13 protein-coding genes are annotated in these 23,019 nt (G+C 68.3%); 2 read left to right on the plus strand and 11 right to left on the minus strand.

Features of this window, described 5'->3' with window-relative positions:
- Positions 1 to 578 precede the first annotated feature (578 nt).
- Positions 579 to 1,766: a benzoate/H(+) symporter BenE family transporter gene (locus PDM29_RS06910; protein ID WP_311193733.1), complete on the plus strand. Its 1,188-nt coding sequence runs from the start codon at positions 579 to 581 to the stop codon at positions 1,764 to 1,766.
- Here the strand turns inward: PDM29_RS06910 and PDM29_RS06915 are convergent.
- From PDM29_RS06915 to PDM29_RS06960, 10 genes are all read right to left on the minus strand, one after another.
- Positions 1,744 to 2,328 (minus strand): DUF2628 domain-containing protein, encoded by a 585-nt coding sequence (locus tag PDM29_RS06915; protein WP_311193123.1) that lies wholly within the window; start codon positions 2,326 to 2,328, stop codon positions 1,744 to 1,746. The genes PDM29_RS06910 and PDM29_RS06915 overlap by 23 nt on opposite strands.
- A complete protein-coding gene (locus tag PDM29_RS21120) occupies positions 2,325 to 4,520 on the minus strand; it encodes a lytic murein transglycosylase (RefSeq protein WP_311193124.1) in 2,196 nt (731 codons plus the stop codon). The genes PDM29_RS06915 and PDM29_RS21120 overlap by 4 nt, the downstream gene beginning before the upstream one ends.
- A complete protein-coding gene (locus PDM29_RS06925) occupies positions 4,520 to 6,616 on the minus strand; it encodes a hypothetical protein (RefSeq protein WP_311193125.1) in 2,097 nt (698 codons plus the stop codon). The genes PDM29_RS21120 and PDM29_RS06925 overlap by 1 nt, the downstream gene beginning before the upstream one ends.
- Complete coding sequence (locus tag PDM29_RS06930; RefSeq protein WP_311193126.1) at positions 6,613 to 7,737, minus strand: VWA domain-containing protein; 1,125 nt, start codon at positions 7,735 to 7,737, stop codon at positions 6,613 to 6,615. The genes PDM29_RS06925 and PDM29_RS06930 overlap by 4 nt, the downstream gene beginning before the upstream one ends.
- Positions 7,734 to 10,103 carry a DUF5682 family protein gene (locus PDM29_RS06935; RefSeq protein WP_311193127.1) on the minus strand — a complete coding sequence of 790 codons (2,370 nt, stop codon included), beginning with the start codon at positions 10,101 to 10,103 and terminating at the stop codon, positions 7,734 to 7,736. Before PDM29_RS06935 ends, PDM29_RS06930 begins: the two co-directional genes overlap by 4 nt.
- Positions 10,100 to 11,224 carry an ATP-binding protein gene (locus PDM29_RS06940; RefSeq protein WP_311193128.1) on the minus strand — a complete coding sequence of 375 codons (1,125 nt, stop codon included), beginning with the start codon at positions 11,222 to 11,224 and terminating at the stop codon, positions 10,100 to 10,102. The genes PDM29_RS06935 and PDM29_RS06940 overlap by 4 nt, the downstream gene beginning before the upstream one ends.
- 55 nt (positions 11,225 to 11,279) lie before the next feature.
- Complete coding sequence (locus PDM29_RS06945; protein ID WP_311193129.1) at positions 11,280 to 15,404, minus strand: DUF4132 domain-containing protein; 4,125 nt, start codon at positions 15,402 to 15,404, stop codon at positions 11,280 to 11,282.
- A gap of 129 nt (positions 15,405 to 15,533) precedes the next feature.
- Positions 15,534 to 16,508: an L-histidine N(alpha)-methyltransferase gene (egtD, locus tag PDM29_RS06950; protein WP_311193130.1), complete on the minus strand. Its 975-nt coding sequence runs from the start codon at positions 16,506 to 16,508 to the stop codon at positions 15,534 to 15,536.
- Complete coding sequence (gene egtB, locus PDM29_RS06955) at positions 16,505 to 17,788, minus strand: ergothioneine biosynthesis protein EgtB (protein WP_311193131.1); 1,284 nt, start codon at positions 17,786 to 17,788, stop codon at positions 16,505 to 16,507. Before egtB ends, egtD begins: the two co-directional genes overlap by 4 nt.
- A gap of 95 nt (positions 17,789 to 17,883) precedes the next feature.
- A complete protein-coding gene (locus PDM29_RS06960) occupies positions 17,884 to 18,279 on the minus strand; it encodes a YchJ family metal-binding protein (protein ID WP_311193132.1) in 396 nt (131 codons plus the stop codon).
- Between the two features lie 59 nt (positions 18,280 to 18,338).
- On the opposite strand from PDM29_RS06960, the gene PDM29_RS06965 reads away from it, so the two are divergent.
- Positions 18,339 to 19,115, plus strand: a complete 777-nt coding sequence (locus PDM29_RS06965) for a sulfite exporter TauE/SafE family protein (protein WP_311193133.1) — start codon at positions 18,339 to 18,341, stop codon at positions 19,113 to 19,115.
- Between the two features lie 532 nt (positions 19,116 to 19,647).
- On the opposite strand, the gene PDM29_RS06970 is transcribed toward PDM29_RS06965, so the two are convergent.
- The gene (locus PDM29_RS06970) at positions 19,648 to 23,016 is read right to left on the minus strand and encodes an ATP-binding protein (protein WP_311193134.1); all 3,369 of its coding nucleotides are present in this window, start codon (positions 23,014 to 23,016) and stop codon (positions 19,648 to 19,650) included.
- Between the last annotated feature and the right edge of the window lie 3 nt (positions 23,017 to 23,019).

The following is a 23,019-nucleotide window of genomic DNA, read 5'->3' on the forward strand; positions in this document are numbered from 1 at the left end:
AAAGCTGCAGATGTTTGAAGCTGGCAACGTATCGCTTGCTTTAAAACAATTAATAGTTGCTTGATCAAACGTCTGCAAGATGGACAATCATCCTTCCTGCAGGCGCCTTCACAAGATACCTGCGCATACTTTCAAAGAACCTGGGAGTCGGCCTCAGCGCCTTCCTCCGTGTGCCCCGACGTTTCCGTCGTTGCGAGCCGCCCATTATAGCCGGCTTTTCCGCTTCGTCAACACCTTTTTTTGAGGTGTTTTGCGTATCGACTAACAGTCGATACCTACCGGTGGTAGATCACGACCGTTGGTCGTGATGTCCGGAAGACCCGAGGGCTTTCCGTCGAAGCGAGCCGCCTATTATGTCAGGCTTTTCGTTTCCGTCAACACCTTCGTTCGAAGGATGTTGCCGCCGTTGTGGGTTGGTGTTCACCGGAGTGAAGACCGCGCCGCAGCGAGGGAGCGAATACTAAAGACTTCTGGAAATACGTCAAGCGTTTTTTTTCGCGGCGCACGCGCGTTGCGCGTGCGCCGCCACACTTGCCACCATGGCCACACCAGCAGGTCATGGATGTAGAGAGATGTCGGTGAGTGCGAAGCGTTCGTTGTTGCGCGATGTGTCCCTGCCTGCGGTCGTCGCAGGCTTCATCACCGTACTGGTGGGCTTTGCCAGTTCCGCCGTGATCGTGTTCCAGGCCGCACAAGCGGTAGGCGCTACCCAGGCGCAGATTGCGTCATGGATGTGGGCGTTGGGACTGGGCATGGGTGTCACCTGTATAGGTCTCTCGCTTCGCTACCGGATGCCGGTGGTGACAGCGTGGTCCACGCCCGGTGCGGCGATGCTGGTGGTCGGTGCCGGAAGCGTCAGCTATAGCGACGCCATTGGCGCGTTTGTACTGGCTGCTGCGCTGGGCATGGTCGCCGGCTTCTCGGGTGTATTCGCCAAGGTCATGCAACGCGTGCCGATGGCGTTGGCCGCCGGGATGCTGGCCGGTGTGCTGCTGCGCTTCGGGTTGGACGTCTTCGTTTCGATGGGCACCCAGCTGGGGATGGCACTGGCGATGTTCTTCACCTGGCTGGTCGGCCGTCGCCTGTTCCCCCGCTATGCGGTGATCGCCACCCTGCTGGTCGGCGTCGCGGTGGCGGCTTCACAGGGGCTGCTGCACACCGGCGCTGTCCATCTGGAACTGGCGATGCCGGTGTTCACCGTCCCTACCCTGTCGTGGCCGGCGGTGTTCGGCATCGCCCTGCCGTTGTTCATGGTCACCATGGCCTCGCAGAACATTCCCGGCGTGGCGGTGATCCGTGCTTCGGGCTACGACACGCCGGTATCGCCGGTGATCGGCTGGATCGGCGTGGTCAATACAGTGCTGGCTCCCTTTGGTGCCTACGGACTGAACCTGGCAGCGATCACGGCGGCGATCTGCATGGGCCGCGAGGCGCATGAAGATCCGTCACGGCGCTACACCGCTGCGGTAGCCGCCGGAGCCTTCTACATTGTGGTGGGCCTGTTCGGGGCGACGGTGGCCGCCGTGTTCGCCGCCTTCCCGCGCGAACTGGTCGCCTGCGTCGCCGGCATCGCCCTGTTCGGCACCATTGCCAACAGCCTGGCGATGGCGCTGCGTGAAGAGGGCGACCGCGAGGCGGCTCTGGTGACCTTCCTGGTGACCGCGTCGGGAATGTCGCTGGCCGGCATCGGCTCGGCGTTCTGGGGGCTGGTCGCCGGCGCGATCTGCCTGCTGGCGCTGCGGGTCAGGCCCCAGCCAGCACGTTGATCGCACCCAGCACGACCATGCCCATCACCACCGCCCAGGCGCTGGTGCCACCGCGACGGCGGACTTCGGCCTGCACCCGCTCGGGCTGATCCGGGTACCGGCGCTGCTGGCGCGCGATCAACCGGTCACAGTGCCAGCGGTACAACTGGTTGGCGCTGGCACACAGCGCCAGCTTCAACACCAGCATGACGATCAGGGCCACCACCTCGAACTCGGGCAGCAGGGCGATCACCCCGCCCACGATGAAGCCGAGGCCAAAGAAGCCCAGCGCCGCCAGGTACATCTTCCGGTACAGCAACCAGTAGACATCGAAGAACAGCGCCGGCCAGTGCCAGGGACGGGCCATGCGTCCGTTGGCTTCTCCCAGATGCCAGCGCTTCGCGTAGGTCCAGAAGTTGTTGTCCACGGCCCGGGCCAGCAGCGGGTAGCGGTCATTCAAGGACACCGCGTCGGCGATCTCGGCATCGCTGGGCAGGTCCGACAGCTCGGTGTCCGGTGCGGCGTACGGGTTGCTTGCGGCATCGTCCGCGCGGTCGTCAACCGGGTTGCGCTCACTGCTCATAACGGAGCGACGCTGAAGGTCTGCTGCAGCACATGCTGCGCGCCGGGCGCGAGGGTGACCACGTCCGGGCCGGCATTGGCCGCTTCCAGGCAGACGTAGTCGCGCCAGCCCTTGCCGACGTCGGCCATCTTCGCCGCACCGGCCTCGCCGGGGTTCCAGGCCACGAGTGTGCGGCTGCCCTGGGTGGTGATGGCGATGCTGCGCTTCAGGCCCGGGTCCTTCAGCACATAGCGGCCGCCGGCCTGGGTGTAGATGCGGTCGCTGCGGCCGGGATCGCGCGGATCACGCAGCGACCAGTCGCCCTGCTGGCTTCGCGGAGTGGCGTAGTTCTCGAACTTGTCCAGGTAGGTGAGGCCGTCCAGGCCGGACACGCTGACCTGGGTGGCGTCGCTGACCTTGAAGTAGTTGTGCAGGGCCTGGGTGAAGCTGATCGGCTGCGAACCGGTATTGCGGGTGATCAGCTGCTGCTCGAGGGTGCGGCCGATGCGCAGCTGCATGCTCAGCTGCAGGTCCAGCGACTCCAGTGCGGGCGGAGCCAGGGTGAGCACGACGGTACCGTCGGCCTCGCGTCGCGCCTGCTGCAGGGTCCACGGCAGATCGCGGACAAAGCCGTGCGAAGGCACATCGTTCCCCTGCCCCTGCCGCCCAAAGTACGGCCAGCACACGGGCGTGCCGCCGCGGATCGGCGTTGGCAGTGCCTGCGCGGTGGGCGACAGCCACATCACGTCCTGCCCGCCCTTGGGCACATACGACAGCAGCTGACCGCCGAACACGGAAATGGCGGCTGACGCGAAGGGCGTTTCCACCTTCCACGCCGGGAAGCCCTGCACGCTGCCCAGGGTCAGGCCCTCCAGTTTCGGCAGGGCAGCGCTGGGACCGGCCGGCGACTGCAGCAGGCGGGCGCGATTGGGCGGCACGGTGAACACAGTGGATTCGGACATGGCAGAGGTCGCAGCAGGAAGAGGAGGCGCGGTGCGCAGGGCGGTGAGGATGCGTTGGCCGGCACGACCATCGGCCGGGGTCAGGCCCAGCCGTTGCTGCTCGGCCTGGATGGCGCGGCGGCTGGCGGTGCCGATCATGCCGTCGGCCGTACCGATGTCATGACCGCGGGCGAGCAGCAGGGTCTGTAGTTCGCGACGTTCAGTGCGGCCGATGCCGGGATCGTCGGTGGGCCAGGCGGCCACCGTGCCGGTACCGCCGCGCAGGCGGTCCGCGAGGGTGGCGATGGCCAGGGCGTAGCTTTCGGCGGCGTTGTAGGCGTAGATCGCGTCGTAATTGCGGAACACCAGCCAGGCCGGGCCCTTGGGGCCGGTGGGCAACAACAGCGCGGCATTGGCGTCGGCGGGCAACCCGGCCGGAGCCAGCGTGCCGCCGCCGACCGGCACGATGCCCAGCGCGCGCCAGTCAGCCAGCGGCTTGCGCTGGGTGCGGCCGGCCAGGGCGGCGTTGAAGCCGGCCGGTATCGTGACTTCCATGCCCCACGGCTGACCGGTGCGCCAGCCGGCCCTCTTGAGGTAGTTGGCGGTGGAGGCCAGCGCGTCGGGGATGCTGGCAACCAGATCACGACGGCCATCGCCATCGCCGTCCACCGCGGTACGCGCATAGGTGGAGGGCATGAACTGGGTGTGGCCGAACGCGCCGGCCCAGGAGCCGGTGAGGCCGTCGGCACTGAGTTCGCCGGCATCCAGCAGTTTGAGCAGAGAAAGCAGTTCGCCACGGAAGAACGGCTGGCGGCGGCCGTTACAGGCAAGCGTGGCCAGCGACTGCAGCAGCGGGCGCTTGCCGAACACCCGGCCGTAATCGCTCTCCACACCCCAGACCGCGACGATGGTGGCCGGATCGACGCCGTACTGGGTGGACACCGTGGCCAGCAGATCCCGGTGCTGGGCCAGGCGGGCGCGACCGTCGTCGACCCGCTGGCTGTCGACCAGCGCGGCCAGGTAGTCCCACAGCGGCGTGGTGAATTCCGGCTGTGCATCCAGCAGCGGCAGCACGCTCAGGTCCGGCGTGAGTCCCGCGGTGAGCCGGGTGAAGCCCTCCGCGGAGATGCCCTGCTTGAGCGCCTGGGTCTGGATGCCGGCCAGACACCGGTCGAAGGCAGGATCGGCGCTCTGTGCGAGCGCAACCACAGGGCTGCCGATCAGCGCGGCGGCAACGGCAGACCAGACAGGGGACAGACGGAACGACAGCATCAGGCAGACTCGGTCGCAACAGGGTCGGGGTCCAGCATAGGCGAATGCGCCGAAACCGGCAGCGCCTGCGACAGCCCCTGCAGCATCAGCACCAGCGCGCCCAGCCGCTGCAGCAGCGCACCCCGCTGGTCGGGTGCCAGCGCCGCGCGCAGTCCCCTCAGCTGCCGTGCTGCGTCGCCCATGCCGGCCAGCTGCAGTGCCTGCGCCGACGCCTGCAGGCGCTCCCAGGCCCCGCTGTGCTGGTGACGCAGCCCCTGCTCCAGCAGCAGCGCCAGCAGTTCGGTGACCCCTTCCAATGCCTGCGCCGCCGCTGTTTGGGGTGGCCGCAAGGTTGGCAGCAGCACCGGTTCGCTGGCTGTCGCAACCTGCAGGACCACCGCCTGGCGGTCGGTCAGCAGGGCCAGCGGCAGCATGCGCAACTGGCCGGCGTGGCGCTGCGCCGTGCCGGCAACGGCACGCAGTTGCCCGAACTCGCCCTGCAGCGCGCGCGCCAGGGTGTCCACCGTCGCCGGCGCAACCGCGCGATGGGGCTGGTACAGCCACAACGGGACCGGCGCGTCACCGCTGTCGTCGGACGACGAGTGCAGGCACCCGTGCAAGGTCTGCGCGACCGGGTCCCAGCCCAGCGCAATGACCTGCGCGTCATCCAGCTGGACCACATGGAAACTGCCAACGGCCTCGCCGGCGACGCCTGCGGCGGCCATGCGCGGCTGCGCGAACGCGGGCACCTGCGTCTCCAGGTACCGGGCCAGCGCGGTCGGGCTGGACTGCCGCAGCGGATGGCCAAGTTCGTCCCAGGCGCGCGGCGACAACGGCAGCACGCCGGTGTGCTGGCGCTGGGCGGTGATGTCCAGCTGGCCGTTGGCACTGCGCGTGGCCCCCTGGGTCAGCACCTGGCTCGCAGCGAGCTGGCGCAACGGATGGCCAGCCACGCGGCGCTCGACCAAGGCCTGGCTGCGCTCTGGATCCAACGGCCATTGCCGCTCCATCACGGTCAGGGCCTGGGTATCCGGGTCGGCCCACAGCATCGCCGCGCCTTCGTACTGCTCATCGCGCCACAGCGCGGTTCCCAGCGCCACCAGCCGCAGCCGGTCCAGCGCGACGCTGCCCTGCACGCCAATGCCCAACAGTTGCGCAGCCGGCAGGCGCGGGAGGGGTTGTGCGGACAGTGCGCTGGCCGCGTGCAGCCGCGCCCACACCCCGGCGGCCGCGACCAGCAGGGCCTGCGGCGCGTAACGGCTGCTGCGTGCGTGCCGTGCCTGCAACAGCTGCAGCAGCTCGCGCAGGGCGTCGTCGACCCAGCACCAGCCCAGCGCCATGACGCGGCGGCGCAGGGCCTGCAGCTGCGCGGCCACGGCCAGCAGCGGTTGCGCCGCACCGTCGAGCCACAGCGACAGCAGTAGTGCGTCGAGGTCGGCATGCAGTGCCTGGCGCACCGGATCCGCGTCGGCGGTGCCTGGCGGCGACAGCTGCACGGTGCGTGCGTCGGTCAATGCGCCGGCCTGTTCGGCCAGCACGAATGCGCGGATGGCCACGATTAGATGCGCGCAGCTGCCGCCCTGACGACAGTCGCAGCGCGCGTGCGCGATCGCGTTCCGCACGAAGAAGCGCACGCTGCACATCGGCAGCTGCGCCATTGGCGGTGCCTCCGCGCTCCGCCAGGGATGCACGGTGACCAGTGGGCCGGCCGCGCACAGGCGCTCGGCCTGTTCGAACACGGTGGGCGGCAGCACCTGGGCCAGGGCGTGCAGGTCGAAGCTGGAAGGGCTCCAGTATTCGTCCGCAGCGGGCGCGGCATCCGTGCTCACCTGGGCGCTTGTTGCCTGCGCCTGCCAGGCCAGCACCAGGGTCACCCGATGCCGGCACATGGCCGTGGCGCCGCAGCTGCAATCGGCCTCGCGCAGCGTGACCCCCACCGGCAATCGGGTCACGCACCCGTCGTCGTAACGGGCGATGACGGTGCCGGCGTCATCAATCTCCAGCGCGGGCAGCAGCCCGGCGGCCACGTCTTTCTGCGCACGTTTGACGAAGCCCGCATTGGCCAGCGCCATCAGCGCGGTCGGGGTGAGATCCAGCAGGTCGCTGCGCGGATTCATGCCAGCACCTTCTCCGCCAGCCAGGCGGCCAGTTCCCCGGGCGTCATCGCCGCCACGTGCGCGCCGACGTTGACCAGCCGTGCGGCAGTTTCGCGGTCGTAATTGGGTTTGGCCTGCGCATCCAGCGCGGCCAGCCCGAGCACGCGCGTGCCGGCGGCGGTAAGCGCCTTGACCCGGCGCACCAGCTCGCCATCGGGGCCACCTTCATAGAAGTCACTGACCAGCACCACCACACTGCGGCTGGGATTGACCACCAGCCCCTGCGCGTAGGCCACGGCCCGGGCGATGTCGGTGCCGCCGCCGAGCTGCACCTTCATCAGCAGCTCGACCGGATCGGCCACATCGGCGGTGAGGTCGACCACGGCGGTATCGAAGGCGATCAGGTGGGTGCGCATGCCGGGCAGCTGCCACAGGCAGGCCGCCATCACCGCGCTGTGGATGACCGAGTCGACCATCGAACCACTCTGGTCGACCAGCAGGATGATGTCCCACGGGTCGGTATGCCGGCGGCTGCGGCTGATGAACATCGGCTGCTGCACATACAGCTTACGGCGCGCCGGGTCATAGCGATGCAGGTTGGCGGCGACAGTACGGCGGAAGTCGAAGTTGCTGGCGATGGCCCGGCGCGAGCGACGACGACGGTCGCGGGTGCCGTTGAAGGCCTGGCGTACCTCGGTGGCCAGGCGCTGCATGATGCGCCCGACCACCTCGGCGACCAGGCGGCGCGCGGCGGCCAGCACCTGCGGGTTCATCAGATGCTTGGTATGCAGCACCGCGCGCAGCAGCGATTCGGAGGGCTGGATGCGCTCCAGCACCTCCAGGTTGGTGACCACTTCATCGATCCCGAAGCGCTCGACCGCATCGCGCTCCAGGCGTTCGATCACCTCCTGCGGGAACAGCTGGTGGATCTGGTTGATCCAGTCGGGCGTGGCCAGCGCCGATGCGCCGAGGCCGGCACGCCGTTCACCACGCTGCGCGCGCTCGGGGTCGCGCCCGTACAGCCATTCGAGCGCGGCGTCGGCCGCCTGGGCCTGGTCCTGCAGCGCGCCGCAGGCGGGTTCGGCCGGCTCGCCCAGCAGCAGTCGCCAGCGTTGCAGCGGATCGGGGATGTCCAGACTCATGGTGCCACCTCTGCGGGCGGGGCCAGACCCCACTGCACCAGCGCCGCCAGCACCTCGCGCTCGGCCAGCGCGGCACGTGCGCGGTCCGCGGCGTCGGCTTCACCGGCCTGCGCGGCGATCAGCTGGCGACTGGAAAGATGGGTCGCGCCATGCAGGTGCAGCAGCCGGGTGGCCAACCCGCCACGTTCGCGCGGCGGCAGCCAGGCAAAGGCCGCGCGCAGCGCCGGCAGCGCAATGACGAAGTCTTCGCCGACCAACCCCTGCACCAGCGCGTCCAGGCCGGCGGTGAAACTGTCCTCACTGGCCAATTGGTCGCGCGCCAGCGCGAGCAGCCCGGCCAGCGCATCGCCGACCTGGGCCGGCGCGAACTGCTGCAGCAGGGTCGTGGCCTGAGTGGCTGCCACCGGGTGGGCTCCCTCGACACGCTCGGCCAGTCCGATCAGCGCGCCCAGCGCCGCGCCCCGGCTGACCGGTGCGGCGTCGGTATTGGTGAGCACGCGGTGCCACACCGCCAGCGCGCGCGGCGGTTCGATCTGCAGTGCACCCGGAACACCCTCGGCGTGATCCGCCACCGCATCGAGCACGATGCGGCGCAAGGCCTGGTGTCCCTGCACGTGCGCATCCATTTCGGAAGCAGCGACGCCGCCCGGAGCCTCCAGCAGCCACAGCGCGCGGTCCACCCCGGCCACCAGCACCACATCCAGCAGAGGCGCTTCATCCAGGCCCAGCCGGTGTCCGTGCCGACGCAAGAGCTCCAGGTCGCCCAGCGCCGGGGCCAGTGCATCAAATCGGGCCGCTGCTGCAATGGCGGTGGAGAGGTCATCCAGCACGCCTGCGCTCACGGCGGTCAGCCCCGCCCACGCCGCCCGGTTGAGCAGGGCCACCAGCCGTGCAATGTCGCTGCCATCCCGACGCAGGTCGGCTTCCAGACGGGCGCGCGCCGCGTCGTGCAGCGTGGCCCCCCAGGCACCGGCCTCGATCAGCGCGGCGTGCTGCTCGACGGGTCGCGCCAGGGTCCAGCGTTCCTCGACCTCGTCACTGATGGCGCGCGCCGGGCCCTGGGTCCGCGTGACACCGGGAATCTGCAGGAGCGCGAGCTGATGCAGCACGCGGCTACGCGCACGGTCGGCGGGGTCGAGCAGATCCAGCGTGGCGGTGCCGGGCAGCGACAGCCCCTGCCCGGCCAGGGTGGCGGCGATGTCGGCCAGCAGCGGTGGCTGCGGCGTGCCCGGTGCCAGTTCGCCCTGCTGGTCCCCGGCCAGCACGTCCATCACCTGCACCAGCACGGGGTCGGTGCCAGCGCGCAGCGGACCGCGGTACGTCCACGGCAGCGGTGCATCCAGCGCGTCCTTGACCAGTGCGCCGGCCAGCGCGTCCAGCCAGTCCACACGCTGCGGCAGGCGATGGCCGCGCAGGCGCGCCAGACCCTCGGCGCGCACCTGCACGCCGATCAGGTCGGCGGTGGACGCGGGGAGTCCTTTCTCGCGCAGGCGATGCATCACCGCACGCAGCAGATGCCGGGGTGCGTCCTGGCCGTGCTGCCAGCACCCTTCGTACCAGGCCGGGGATGGCATGCCCGAGGCATACCCGGCAAACGCGTCAAGCCGTTTGAAGCTGTACGGCACCAGATAGGAGCCGTGGCGGCTGTCGGCGGCGACCGGCTGCGGCACGGGGGGAGGTTCTGTGGCGGCCGGTTGCTGCGGCCACAGGGCCTGCAGCATCGGCGCGTGATAGCCGCCGCACACCACCAGCACCGGTCGCGCGGCAGCAGCAGGCTGCTGCATGGCCCAGGCGATCCACGCGGCCATCATCTGTTCGCGGGCCTGGTTGCCGAGCGTACCGCGGTCCTGTCCGCGCAGGTGGATGAAGTACTGGCTCAGCTGTTCGGCCAGCGCATCGACATCGTCGGTGTCCTCGAACAGGTGGTCCCACAGTGCATCGCGGCCCTGCACGGCCAGTTGTGCGCTCAGCGCCTGCTCGTAGTCTTCGGCGCGCGCCTCATGCGCGTTGTCGGCGCTGTCTGCATAGCGGTTCTCGAGTCCGGCGAACGCGTCGTGCCACGCCGGCAGGTCGATGAAGCGGACACAGGCCCCCACCTCGCGCCCGACCTGCAGCGCCTGCCATTCCGGCGAATGCGCGGCGAACGGTGTCCATGAGCCATGGTGGCGCTGGTCATCGGACAGGTGGCTGTAGATCGCCAGCGGCAGGCGGTGCGGCAGCTGCAGCTCGGCCAGGCGTTCGTTGAAATCGGCGGGGCCTTCAATCAGCACGAACGCCGGGCGCAGCGCGCGGATACGCGCGGCCACCAGCCGGGCACAGGCCGGGCTGTGGTGGCGCACGCCGATGATGTGCGGGGAACGGCTCACGGCAGGCGGTGACGTGCCTCGAAGTAGGCGCGCCACGCCGGACCCTCGCGGCGGGCGACGGTGTGTTCGAAGTAACGGCGCAGCTTGGCGCGGTCGTCGGCGTTGTCCTTGACCACGGTGCCGGCAATGCACTCGACCAGATCGGCCGGTGACCCCTCGCGCTGCTCCAGGAACCAGGCGCGCACGCCGACCGCATGGGCGACGTTGACCGCCTCGGCGGTGGACATCACCGCATTGAGCCGGTCCATGGCCTTGTCGCTGCCCTGCGCGGCCTGCCCACCGCCGCGCAGATCGCGGAACGTGTTGACCAGCAGCTCGAGCACCGGAACCGGCACGCTGGCCGGAATGCCACTGCGCTCGAGCAGGCGCGCGGAGGCCTGCTGCACCAAGGCCAGTTCGTGGTCGAAGTCGAGGATGGGGGCGACGGTTTCGAAGTCGAAGCGGCGCTTGAGCGCGGCGCTCATCTCGTTCACGCCGCGGTCGCGGGTGTTGGCGGTGGCGATGATGTTGAAGCCATCGCGCGCATAGAGCATGGCGTGCTCGCCCTCCAGCTCGGGCACGGCCATGACCCGGTCAGAAAGCATGCCCAGCAGGCAGTCCTGCACTTCCTGCGGCGCACGGGTGATTTCCTCGAAACGCACGATGCGGCCATCGCGCATGCCCTGGTACAGCGGGGCCGGCACCATCGCGCGCGGGCTGGGACCTTCGTTGATCAGCAGCGCGTAGTTCCAGCCGTACTTGATCTGGTCTTCGGTGGTGGAGGCACCGCCCTGGATGGTCAGGGTGGACACGCCGCTGATGGCGGCCGCCAGCAGTTCGGACAGCAACGACTTGGCGGTGCCGGGTTCGCCCACCAGCATCAGGCCGCGCCCGGTGGCGAGGGTGACCAGCATGCGTTCAATGCTGGCCACCGGCGCAACCACTTTGGCGGTAGTGCCCAGTGCGGCGTCACCCAGGATGAAGGCGCGCGCCGCGCGCAGGCTGAGCGCCCAGCCCGGCGGACGGGCCTGCGTATCTGCGGTGCGCAGGCGGGCCAGTTCGTCGGCGTACAGCAGCTCGGCAGGGGGCCGCTGCAGTTCGGCAACCGGTGCGTCGGCGGTGGGAGGGGAACGTTTGGCCATGAAGGGGTTTCCGGAAGAACGTGTATGGGCACCGCGCAGGCGCGGTGCGTCAGGCTCAGGCGCGCAGCGCCTCCAGGTCACGGATCAGTTCGCTGGTGGCAATGTCGTCCAGCCCGGTCAACGGGTCGGGATCGCGCATCTCGCCCCAGCTGTCGGCCTTGCCGTACTGCACATCGCCCAGTTCCTGCTCGGGATACTCGTTGACCATGCCGACGATGATGCCGGGGTCGAGCAGCAGCTCGATCACCTTGCCGTCGCCCAGCGGTTTGGTGAAGTACCAGATGCTGCCGCCATCCTGCGCGGTGCCGCGTCGCCAGCCCTTGTTGACCAGCCCGAGCACGCGACCGGTGGGCACCTTCGCCCCTTTCCAGCGCAGCAGCTTGGTGACCTCACGTTCGCTGGCGTCCAGGCTGTAGGTATCGCGCCCGATCTGTGCGAACGGCTGCAGCAGTTCATAGTCCGCCAGCAACTGGCCGAACGCGGCAGCATCGGCCGCATCCAGTTCCAGCGCATGCGGCACGCCAATGCGCAGGTGCTCGCCTTCCGGCAATACGAAGCTGTCATCGTCGGCCGTGGTGAAGCTGCCATCCTCGGCCACGCGGAAGCAGGCCTGCAGCACACCACCGTGCTGATGGCCCGGCTCCACCGCATACACGCCCCAGACCAGGCGCTGCACCAGGTGGCGCAGCAGCGGATGTTCGACCAGGAAGGTGCGGAACAGCTCCGGGGTCCAGCGGCGGCGCGCGCACATCGCCAGCTCCAGGCGCAGCACCTGCTGGCTGGCAATGGTGCGCACGTCCTTCTTCAGGGCCTTGAAGCGCTCGACCGCCTCCGCTGCCAACGCAGCGTCGTCGGTCTTCTTCGGCTTGGGCAGATCGGGCAGGCGCGCACCATCAACGCCGTCGTTGTGTTCGCGCACGTAGGGCTTGAGCGCTTCGTCGAAGCCGACCTTGAAGGCGCGCGGGCCGAAGTCGAGCTGCAGGGTGCCGTGCTCGTCCAGCCCCAGGTCGGGGGCCAGGCGGTCTTCCAGTTCCTCGGTGCTGAGCTGGCGGGCCTCGGCAATCGCGGCGATCTTCTCGCGCGCCTTGTCCTGCAGCCCCTTGAACTTGACCTTCTGGGCGATGCCGTTGATCTGCATCAGCGCCACGTCCGAACCGATGGCGGCCAGCACGTCCAGCCCGGTCACCGCGCGCGCGTGCGCCGATTCACCGGGCCAGGCGCGGATGAAGGGGGTGAGGCGGCGCGCGGTGTCGTCATTGCCGAAGTGTGCCAGCGCCTGCAGCGCCCAGCCTTCCTTGCCCGGTGCACCGGCATTGAGCCAGGCCCCGAACAGATCCCAGCAGAAATCCGCCAGGCTGTCGGCGCGGCAGGCTTCCGCTACCTGCGGAATGCCCGCGTAGATTTCTTCGTTGGTCGGGAAGGTGAGCATCTGGCCCAGTGCCTGCAGGGCGTCATCGCCCAACGCCTTGCCGTTGTGCAGGACCGGACGCCGCCAGCCGCTGGGATTCCAGAATGCCGGCAGCGCGGTGCGCTTGCCGGGGAAGCGGTCGAGCGGGTTTTCGTCCATCACCCGTTCCAGTCCTTCCAGTACGGCCGGGTCGTTGTAGCGGCCGGCCACCTCGCGCAGCAGTGCTTCGTGGCCGTTCAACCACAGCAGACGCAGGGCACTGGCGGCGGAATCGCGGGCTTCACCCGCTTTGCCCAGCGCCGCCGGCAGCAGACCCACGGCCGCATGTTCGGGATGACGCAGCAACCAGGTGCGCCCGGTCTCGCGCACCGACTTGAGGCGGGCGAAGGCACGCGCGGCGGTGGGGGCCAGCTCCACTGCGCCGATCGCCAGAGCGGGTGGCAGGCAGTCCATCGGCTTGTTACGCACCAGCGCGCTCACCGCCGACAGCACCGCCAGCCCGTGCATGGCAACCATGCGGCTGATGTCATCACTGTTGATGCGGCTGTTGCTGACGATGTCGTCAACAATGGCGTTCCAGAACGGTACCGGCATCCCTTCGGGCAGCGTAGTGACCACGTCGGCGCGAACCGACAGCCAAAAGTAATCTTGGCGATGTGCGGCGATCATCTCGCGCCAGATGCGCACCAGGCCATCGGTATCGCGCTTGCCGATGGCGGCTACTGCCTGTTCGGCCAACGGTTTGAGGTGCTCCAGGTGCGACCAGAAGCCCAGCTGCGAAACCAGCTCGGCCGGGTTGTCGCGGCATTCCTGCAGCCGTTTGGCGGTCCAGCCGCTTTCTTCCAGCGCAGCCTCGCGGCTGCCGGGATCCCACAACTCACGCGGTGCCAGCGTCAGAGGCTGCAGCTGCTGCACCGTGGCAGCCTTCTTCTGCTTCGCTGCCAGCCACGGCGGGGCGGCCAGCACCGGCGGCAGTTCGTCCGCTGCGGCGACTTCAGAAGGGCCCTTCAGAATGGCGCGCTGGCGCTCCAGCGTGGCCCGTTCGGCCGGCTCCAGCCACGGCAGCACTTCATCGGCGGCGTCTCCCAGGCTGCGCAGCAGCTGCACCACGTTGGGCATCAGCAGGCCGGCGTCCTTGCCACCGGACGCGACCACGCGCAGCAGCCCGACCAGCGCCGCCTGCGGCCAGCGGCTGACCGCCAGCGACAGGTTGGCCAGGGATTGCTTGGAGGTGCTGGCGACGCGGGCCAGTGCTTCGACGGCTTCGGGCGTGCCGATCTGGGTCAGGCCCTTGCCGGCAGCATCGCGCTCGGCATGCCGCGCCAGCAGCTCGGTCGCCTGCAGGCCACGCTCCAACAACAGCGTGGAGACCGAATGGGCATCGTCCCAGAGTCCGCCACCTTCGACGCGAATCCTGGCCGCCGTATTCACCGCCACAGGATCGGTAGCGATGAGCAGCAGCCAGTGGGCTGCGTCGCTCAGAGGTGCGCCGTCTGCGGCGGCGAGCACCTGGTGGGCCAGCTCGGGGTGATCAGGCACCAGCAACGCCAACGGCGGTCGGCGACAGGCAGGGACCTGCGCCAGCGCGGTGGCGATGCGATCCACGCATTCCTGCCACACCGCTTCGGGCGCGGCGGCCAGATGATTGCGCAGCAGGTTCTCCGGTGCGGTGAGCGGCTGGTTCCAATTGCGGCCAATGGGATGAGTGGCCTGGGCGTGAAAGCTGGCCAACCTGCCACCGGCTTTCGGGTCATAACCACAGTCAAACTGCAGGTACTGGCTCTCCAGATACAGCTCCAGTGTGTCGCGCAAGCCATATCGGGCGAGCAGCCACGCCGTCGCGGCATGACTGGAATCGGTCATGTAGTAACCCATGTTGTACTGCGCGAGCAGCAACAGAAGGCGGTCGGCGTCCCGGTCCAGCTCGGGTTCCGGCCCCTTCAACCGCTGGATAAGGCGCTCTGCGGCGGGCTGCAGCGTGCTGTCGGTCCTGTTGACGTCCAGCGACAGCTGGTCGGTCATCACGACTTCCTTCCAGCGTGCGGCGGCATCTGGGGCGGTGAGGGTCGGCGCAAATCGCCGCGAGGCGTACATGCCCAGACGATCCTGCTGGGTGAGATGCAGGGGCTCACCCTGGCGCAGCCATGGTGCCAGCGTCACGTCGCCGCTCGCCCCCGGGCCAACCGCAGCGGGCATGGCCCGCAGCCAGTCGGCAGGGAGACTGGCGGCGATGTCCTGCGCCTTGTCGGCGAACTTGCTGCTCCAGTAGTTGAGCAGACCCGCGCTGGACAGCGCACCCCACACCACTTTCGCGGCCTCCTCGCTGACACCGGCGCGCCGGCGCAGCTGGGCCACAGACAGCACATCTCCGGTTTTCAGGCTGCCATCCAGGATCGCAAGCCGGATGCTTTCAAAGCCGCGCGCAGCCTGCTCGTCCACCGGCTCGACGGACGCGGGGACATCCGGCTCGGGGTCGGGCTGCGCAACTTCGGCTTTGGCCTTGGCTGCTTTGGAAGGTTTAGCGGCTTTGGGCGGGATCACCGGCGATGCAGCGGTGCCGGCCTCGACACCGCTTTCGGCGTAGCCCTTGCCGGTCTTCTCGGTCACCAGCTTGGTCAGCGCCGCGGTCGCCTTGGCCTCGTCAGCGAATGACTTGGTCTGGCTCTGCCCTTGGGTACCGATGCGGCCCCAGCGGATGTTCAGATCGCTGCCGTCCTGTTCCACTTCCCAGAACTTGCTGGAAGTGCCTTCGACCAGTTCGAATCGCCGCATTGCGTCCCTGCCTTAGTTGTTCCCCGTGCGGCCACACCGGCGCGACCGCATCCCTCGGTCCGGATCGTTGGCGATCCGCAGGCCTCAAGCATACCGGGGAACCATGGCAGCGGCACGACGCCGCCGCGGTCAGCGGGCCCGCAGCAGGCGCAACCCGAACGCAGGTGCCTGCGCGTCCCAGCGGTGGGTGACCTGCAACCCGGCCTCGGCGGCCAGCAGGGCAAAGCTGGCCTCGGTGTACTTGTGGCTGTACTCCACGCGCATGGCCTCGCCAGCGGCGAAGTTGAAGGTCCGCCCACCGACGTGCACCTGCTGGTCGCGCAGGCTGACCAGGTCGGTTTCGATGCGCAGCCGCTCCACGCTGTAGCGAGCCCGGTGCGCGAAGCTCTCAAGGTCGAAGTCGCTGCCGATCTCACGGTTGAGCCGGCGCAGCAGGTTCAGAGTGAACTCGGCGGTGACCCCGGCGGCATCGTTGTAGGCCGCTTCGATCAGCGTGGGATCTTTGTGCAGGTCGATGCCGATCAGGGCCAAGCCGCCCTCGCCCATGGTCTGGCGCATGGCGCGCAGCAGGGCAACCGCCTCGGCACCGGCGAAATTGCCCAGGGTGGAGCCGGGGAAGAACACCAGCCGCCGCGCCGGTTCGCGCTCTGGCTCCGGCAGCTGCACCGGACGGGTGAAGTCGGCACACACCGGCAGCATTTCGATCTCCGGCAACGCCGGGGCCAGCCGCGCCACGCTGTCGAGCAGAGCGGCGCGCGAGATCTCGATCGGCGTGTAGGCCACCGGGTCCACCAGCGCCTGCAGCAGGATCTCGGTCTTGCGTCCACTGCCGCTGCCGAGCTCGACCACGTGCAGGTGTGGACCAACCACGGCGGCTATGTCGGCGGCGCGCTCCTGCAGCAGATCCAGCTCGGTGCGCGTGGGGTAGTACTCGGGCTGGCGGGTGATCTGCTCGAACAGGGCCGATCCGCGCGCGTCGTAGAAGTACTTGGACGGCAGCTGGCGCGGATGCTGTGACAGCCCGTGCAGGATGTCGGCAGTGATCCGGGCGCGGTCGGGCTGCAGGTCGGTGAGCGCGTCGAGCGCGTCGCTGACGGTGCTCATGCGAGCCCCCGGGCCAGGCGCAGACCGGCGAACTGCCAGCGTGCCGACGGTGCAAAGAAATTCCGGTAGCTGGCCCGCACGTGCCCGGCGGGTGTGGCGCAGCTGCCGCCGCGCAGAATCCACTGTCCGCACATGAACTTGCCGTTGTACTCACCGAGGTTGCCCGCGAACGGTTGGAAGCCGGGATAGGCCCCATAGGCGCTGCTGGTCCACTCCCAGACGTCGCCGAACAGCTGCAGCGGCTGCGCTGGGTTGGCGCTTTCGCCCGTAAAGGCCCGCGGATGCAGATGGTCGTCGTCGGCGAAGTTGCCCTGGACCGGGAGGGACTGCGCGACCGCTTCCCATTCGAACTCGGTGGGCAGGCGCGCGCCGGCCCAGCGGGCATAGGCGTCGGCCTCGAAGTAGCTGAGGTGGCAGACTGGGGCATCGGGATCGATGGCGCGCCAGCCCCCCAGGGTGAACTCGCGCTCGAGGCTGTCATCCCAGTACAGCGGGTGCTGCCAGCCTTCGTTCTGGACCAGGGTCCAGCCCTCACTCATCCAGTGCGCGGCCTGGCGGTAACCGCCGTCGAGGATGAAGGCCCGGTACTCAGCGTTGCTGACCGGACGATTGGCCACGACATGCGCGGGAACGAGCACGCGGTGCACGGGGGATTCGTTGTCATAGGCGAAGGCAGGGTGTGCCGGCCACGCCGGCGCACCGATCTCGACGATGCACTCTTCTGCCGGCAGCCAGCGCATCGGCAGCGCGGCCCCGGTGCTGCGCTTGAGGTCGTCGCGGTACGCGGGCTGCAGCGGATTGCACCAGAGCGCGTGCTTGATGTCGGTCAGCAGCAGTTCCTGGTGCTGCTGTTCGTGGTGCAGACCGAGCAGCAGTTGGTGGCATGCCTGACTGTCGAGCGCGTCGCGCTGCAGCAGCTCGATGACCTGGTCATCGACGCGCTGGCGATAGTCGCGCACCTCCTCCAGCGATGGCCGCGACAGCAGTCCACGCTGCGGGCGCGCATGGGCCGGGCCAATGCTCTGGTAGTAGCTGTTGAACAGGTAATGCCAGTCGGCATTGAACGGGGCGTGGCCCGGTTGGCTGCCCACCACGAAGCGCTCGAAGAACCAGCTGGTATGTGCCAGATGCCATTTGGTCGGGCTGGCATCGGGCATGCTCTGGACCATGGCGTCTTCGGCGCTGAGCGGCGCGGCCAGAGCGAGACTGCGGGCGCGGACGGCGCGGAAATGCTCGGCCAGCGCGCGGGCGGCCTGCGGTGTTGCGGCGACAGTGTTCATCGCCTCAGGATCAGCCAGCGACGGTGAGCGCACCGTCACGATTGCCCTCACGTTGCGTTACAGCGGGCGACGTGAATACGCGCCGGGCGTGTCGATCAGGGCAGCGCGTCGAGGTAGAACCAGCGACCGTCGATGCGCTCGAAACGGCTGTGTTCCTGCATCTTCACCGCGCTGCCGCCGCCAACCTTGTAGCGGGCGGTGAAACGGACCTGGGCGTGATCGGGATCGGCCTGGGTGTGTTCGTGCACGGTGAGGCCGAGCCAGCGGGTGCGCAGGCTGGGGGCTTCGTCGAAGCCGAGGCTTTCCGGGCGGGTCTGCGGGTGCCAGCTGACGAGCAGATAGTCGGCACGCTCCTGCACATAGGCGGCGTAGCGCGAGCGCATCAGGGTCTCGGCGTCAGGCGCGATGGCCCCGGCGTGGTACTGACCGCAGCAGGCGGCATAGGACAACGGGCGACCGCAGGGGCAGGGTTCGGCAAGGACTTTGCTCATGCGGCCATTGTGCCCGGAACGGCGTATGCTGGCGCGCCTTTCCCTGCGAAGTCCGTGCCGTGCTGGAGCTGGTTCCCCCCGAGTTGTGGTGGTTGGTGGCGATTGCATTCATTGCCGGTCTGGTGGACGCGGCGGTCGGTGGTGGGGGTCTGGTGCAGCTGCCGGGCCTGTTCACGGTGTTGCCACAGCACACGCCGGCGATGCTGTTCGGCACCAACAAGTTCAGCTCGATGTTCGGCACCGCGGCAGCGGCGTGGCGTTACGCGCGCAATGTGCGCTTCCCTTGGAAGCCGGTGCTGTTCGCGGCGGGTACGGCATTCGTGTTCTCGTTCGCGGGGGCGACAGCGGTCAGCCTGTTACCCAAGGACGCTGTGCGCCCGCTGGTGCTGGTGTTGCTGATCGCAATGCTGGGCTACACGCTGTGGAAGAAGGACTTTGGTGCCCTGCACCGCCCGCGCGAGATCGGCCGCAAGGAGCTGTGGACGGCGCTGGCGATCGGCGCGGCGATCGGCTTCTACGACGGCTTCTTCGGCCCGGGCACGGGCAGCTTCCTGATCTTCCTGTTCGTACGCTTCTTCGGCCTGGATTTCCTGCGCGCGTCGGCGGCCTCGAAGGTGGTGAACCTGGCGACCAACGTGGCCGCGATCTCGTTCTTCGTGCCCACCGGCAACATCCTGTGGCTGTTCGCCCTGCCGATGGCGGCCGCCAACATCACCGGCAGCGTGGTCGGCACACGGCTGGCCCTGCGCGGCGGCACACCCTTCATCCGCAAGCTGTTCGTCGGCCTGGTGGTCGTGCTGATCGCGCGGATGGGTTGGGATACGTTTGCCGGGTGATCCTCGCAGCGCCTGCGCCTGCTCGATGCTTGGCTGCGATTGCGGGATCTACGTAGAGCCGGGCTTGCCCGGCTGCTGTTGGATTCGTGCGAACAGCCCTCTGTTCACGGCGTCCCTGGTTTGGCGGATCGGAATGGGCGTTCCGGGGGACGCTGCAAGTACGTCCCTGTAAGCTCGATCGCCGCATCCATGCGGCTCACGCCCCCTCCAGCCCACCCCGACCCGCCCCGACAGCGTTTCGGTGACCATGGGAGATCAACGGCGGCGTTGTTCAGTTTTCATGCGTTACCGGGCGTTGGAGATTTCACGGCCGTCGTCTGTCGACCGACGCTACCGGCGTCAGCACGCGCGATGCCGCATTACCGGCCGTGTTGCGCGATGCATGAGAGGGGGCCTACGGGTGACCCCTGGAGGGACACTCCACGGCATGGATGCCGTGGAGTAGCCTACATGGACGTACTTGCGGCGTGTCCCGGAACGGGGTTGCCCGTAGGCCCCCAGCACGTAGCAACCGAAACGCCGCCGTTCGCGATCAAGCCTCGACTTCAGCAGCCTGCCGTGAACGCTCTGGCAGCTTCAGGCGCTTGCCCTCCTCGTCGTACTCGATCAGCAGTACGCCGGAATCGTGGCGGCCGCTGATTTCGACGAAGCAGGCACCGCCGATGAACGGCTCCAACGTCATCACCGACTTCAGCGGGGTGGCGACGACCATCTGGAAACCGAAGTTGTCGAAGATGTTCATCGCCAGCGCGGTGAACTCGTTGTCGGCCTTGTCGAAGGCTTCGTCCAGCACCACGGCTGCATAGCTGGGCAGCTGGCTTTCCGCGCCACCGAGCTGGTAGCGCAATGCCGCCGCCAGGCAGGTGGTCGCCAGCTTCTGGCGCTGGCCGCCCGACTTGCCCGCACCGCTGCGGTAGATTTCGACCTGCTGGCGCGTGGCCGCGTCCAGCTCGACGCCGATGAACTCCACATGCAGGCGCACGTCCAGCACGTTCTCGCGCCAGCGCTTGTCTTCGCCTTCCTGCGAGCCCAGCCGCTTCACCAGCTCACGGAGTACCGCGAACTGGGCTTCGGCCACTTCGCGCTGTTCCGTCTGGTGGTGCGAGAGCACATCGCGCAGCTGCTGGTGGAACTCCAGCACTTCCGGCAGACGGCGGTCGCTCAGCTCAATGGTCAACAGCGTGCCGCGGTTGAACGGGACCTGTTCCAGGCTGGCGTTCACTTCGTCGAGGCGCTGGCCAATCGACTTGCGTGCCTCGGCGCTGTGGCGCTGCAGGGCCAGCAGGTTGTTCTTGCTCTGGTTCTGCAGCAGGTCGAAGAAGCGTTCTTCATGCTGCGGCAGGCCATCACGCTCCAGACGCGCCAAGCGGGCCAGGAAGTCGTCCGCCGAGGCCACCGACACGGTGAAGTCGCCCGACTCTTCCGGCCAGCCCTGCACGAAGCGGCGGAAGCAGCCCAGCAGCAGGTTCTCGACTTTATTCACGTCCTGCTGCGAGGACGACAGCTGCTCGTTCAGCGCGTTGCTGATCTGGCGCATGTTCGCTTCGAGCGTTTCCAGGCTCAGCGGACCCATCGCTTCCACGCGCTGCTGCAGACCGGCTTCCTGGGTGCTGCCCAGTGCCGGCAGCACCAGCGCGCGGCTCTGCTGGCGGGCACGGTCCAGGCGATCGCGTTCCTTGACCAGCTGGCCGCGCTCCACGCGGGTGTCTTCGTAGGTGCGCCGTGCCTGTTCGATGTCGGCACGGGTAGCGTCGATCTGCTTGGCCAGGCGCGCCAGGTCGGCGTTGCCTTCGCGCAGTTCGCGCAGGTTGGCCTCGACGTCGGACAGACGCTGCAGCGGCGTCGCGACGTCGATTTCGTCCCAGCCCAGATTGACCAGCTGGTTGCAGGCCAGGCGGCGATCATTGTCGCTTTCACGCTGCGAGCGCAGCTGCGCGATGTCGGCATCGCAGCCGGCAATGCGCTTGGCCAGTTCCTGGCCTTCCTTCTGATACACCGCCAGCTTGTCGCGGTTGTTGAAGCCGAGCAGCCAGCGGCGACGGTCGTTGACCGCGCTGCGGTCGTCCTTCTCGAAGCGGTCGCCCGGGTGCTTGACCTGCCCTTCCCTGGTGATGCCGCGCTCGACATTGCGCAGCTCGCGCGCATCCACGCACTCGTAGTCGAAGCGCTTGCCCAGCTCGCGGCGCAGCCACGGCTCGAAGCTGCTGTCGCGCAGGTCCAGCTTGTGCAGCAGCGAGCGTGCCGACGGCGAACGCGCCAGCGCCTCGTCGTTGCGACGCACACGGTAGAAGGTGAAACGCATGCCGAGATGGGTGCGGTTCACCCAGTCGGCAACCTCGTTGTAATGACGATCATCGACCAGCAGCGACTGCGCGAAGGCGAACAGCACGCGTTCGATCGAGCCCTGCCATGCAGCATGGTCCGGGCGGACCTGGATCAGTTCACCGACAAACGGCAGTGCCGCCTCCGGCACGCCGGTTTCCTCGGCCAGCCGTGCACGCAGCTTCTGCAGCGGTGCCGGAATGCTGGACGGATTGTGCTGCATCGCTTCCAGCTCGCTGCGCACTTCGGCGAAGCGGCGCTCATCGTCACGCTTGCCGCCCAGGCGTTCGCTGATTGCATCATCCAGCGCAGCCGAAGCACGCTGACGGTCCTGCAGCTCACCCTGGGCTTTGTCGATCAGTTCGGCAAACGCCTGCGCGGTGTCCGGCAGCGTGGCCTGCAGCTTCTGTGCGGACTGGCGCGCCTGCTCGCGCTTGGCCTGACGGCGGTCACGCTCGGCCTCGGCGCGGCCCTGCTCGCGTTCCAGTTCCTCGATGCGCTCGCCGCCCTGCTGGCGGCGCTGCAGTTCAAGCTCGCCCAGACGCTCGGTGTGGTTGTCCAGCGCAGAACGACGCTGGGCCTCTTCGCCGAGCAGGCCACGGTCGCGGACTTCCAGCTCGTGCAGGCGCGCTTCCAGCAGCTGCTGGCGGCGGTTCTCGCGGAAGCTGTCGATACCCAGCTTCAGCAGTTCCTCGTCGCCACGGCGGCGGTGCATGGCCTTGAGTTCGTTGTAGTGCTCGCGCGCCGGCAGCAGGGTTTCGACCTGACGCCGCGCGGTGACCACGGCCTGGTGCGCACCGTCGAGCTCGGCGAAGTCGTTCACCAGCCGCTCGGCGGCATTGAAGGTGTTCGGCGTGTCCAGCATGAAGTCACGCAGGAACACGTTCAGGTCGCCCAGGTTCTTGGCCGACTGGGTCTTGTGCAGCAGGCGCAGCGCCATCTCGTTGTCGATGCCGAGCAGGTGGCGGAAGCGCTCTGCATAGCCGGCGAAGCTGTCGAAATGATGCACGTCGGCCAGACGCTGCTTGAGCTTGCGCAGGTCCAGGTCGAAACCGCCCAGGTCCTTGGCGATGTCGAACGGACGCTCGGCGACCAGATAGTGCTTGCGCACATCCGCTGCGGCGGCACCGTTGCCGGAGATCCAGAACAGGCGCACCAGGCTGACCACGCGGCCGTCACCGCTGCGGTATTCCAGCACCAGCGCGGTCCAGGTCGCGCCCTTGCGCAGGTACTGGGTGGCGATTTCGCCGGTGCCCTTGTCCTGCTGGTCGGCCCACGCGCCGCGCACGTAGGAGACCAGGTTGCGGTCGCGACCACTGCGTTCGGCCTCGCGGGCGGCGGCATTGAAGTCGACGATGGCCGGCGGCACCAGCACTGCGGACATCGCATCGAGCAGGGTCGACTTGCCGGAGCCGGAGCGGCCCACGAACAGGAAGCCCTTTTCGGCAATCGGCACTTCGGTCAGGCCGTTGAAGGTGCCCCAGTTGTGGACCTGCAGGCGACGCATGCGGAACTGCTGCAGGCGCGGATCGGGCAGACCGTCGGTGAACAGGGCGGGCGTGTGCTTGGAAATAGCCATGTG

The organism is Stenotrophomonas oahuensis, from assembly GCF_031834595.1.
Classification (GTDB): domain Bacteria; phylum Pseudomonadota; class Gammaproteobacteria; order Xanthomonadales; family Xanthomonadaceae; genus Stenotrophomonas; species Stenotrophomonas oahuensis.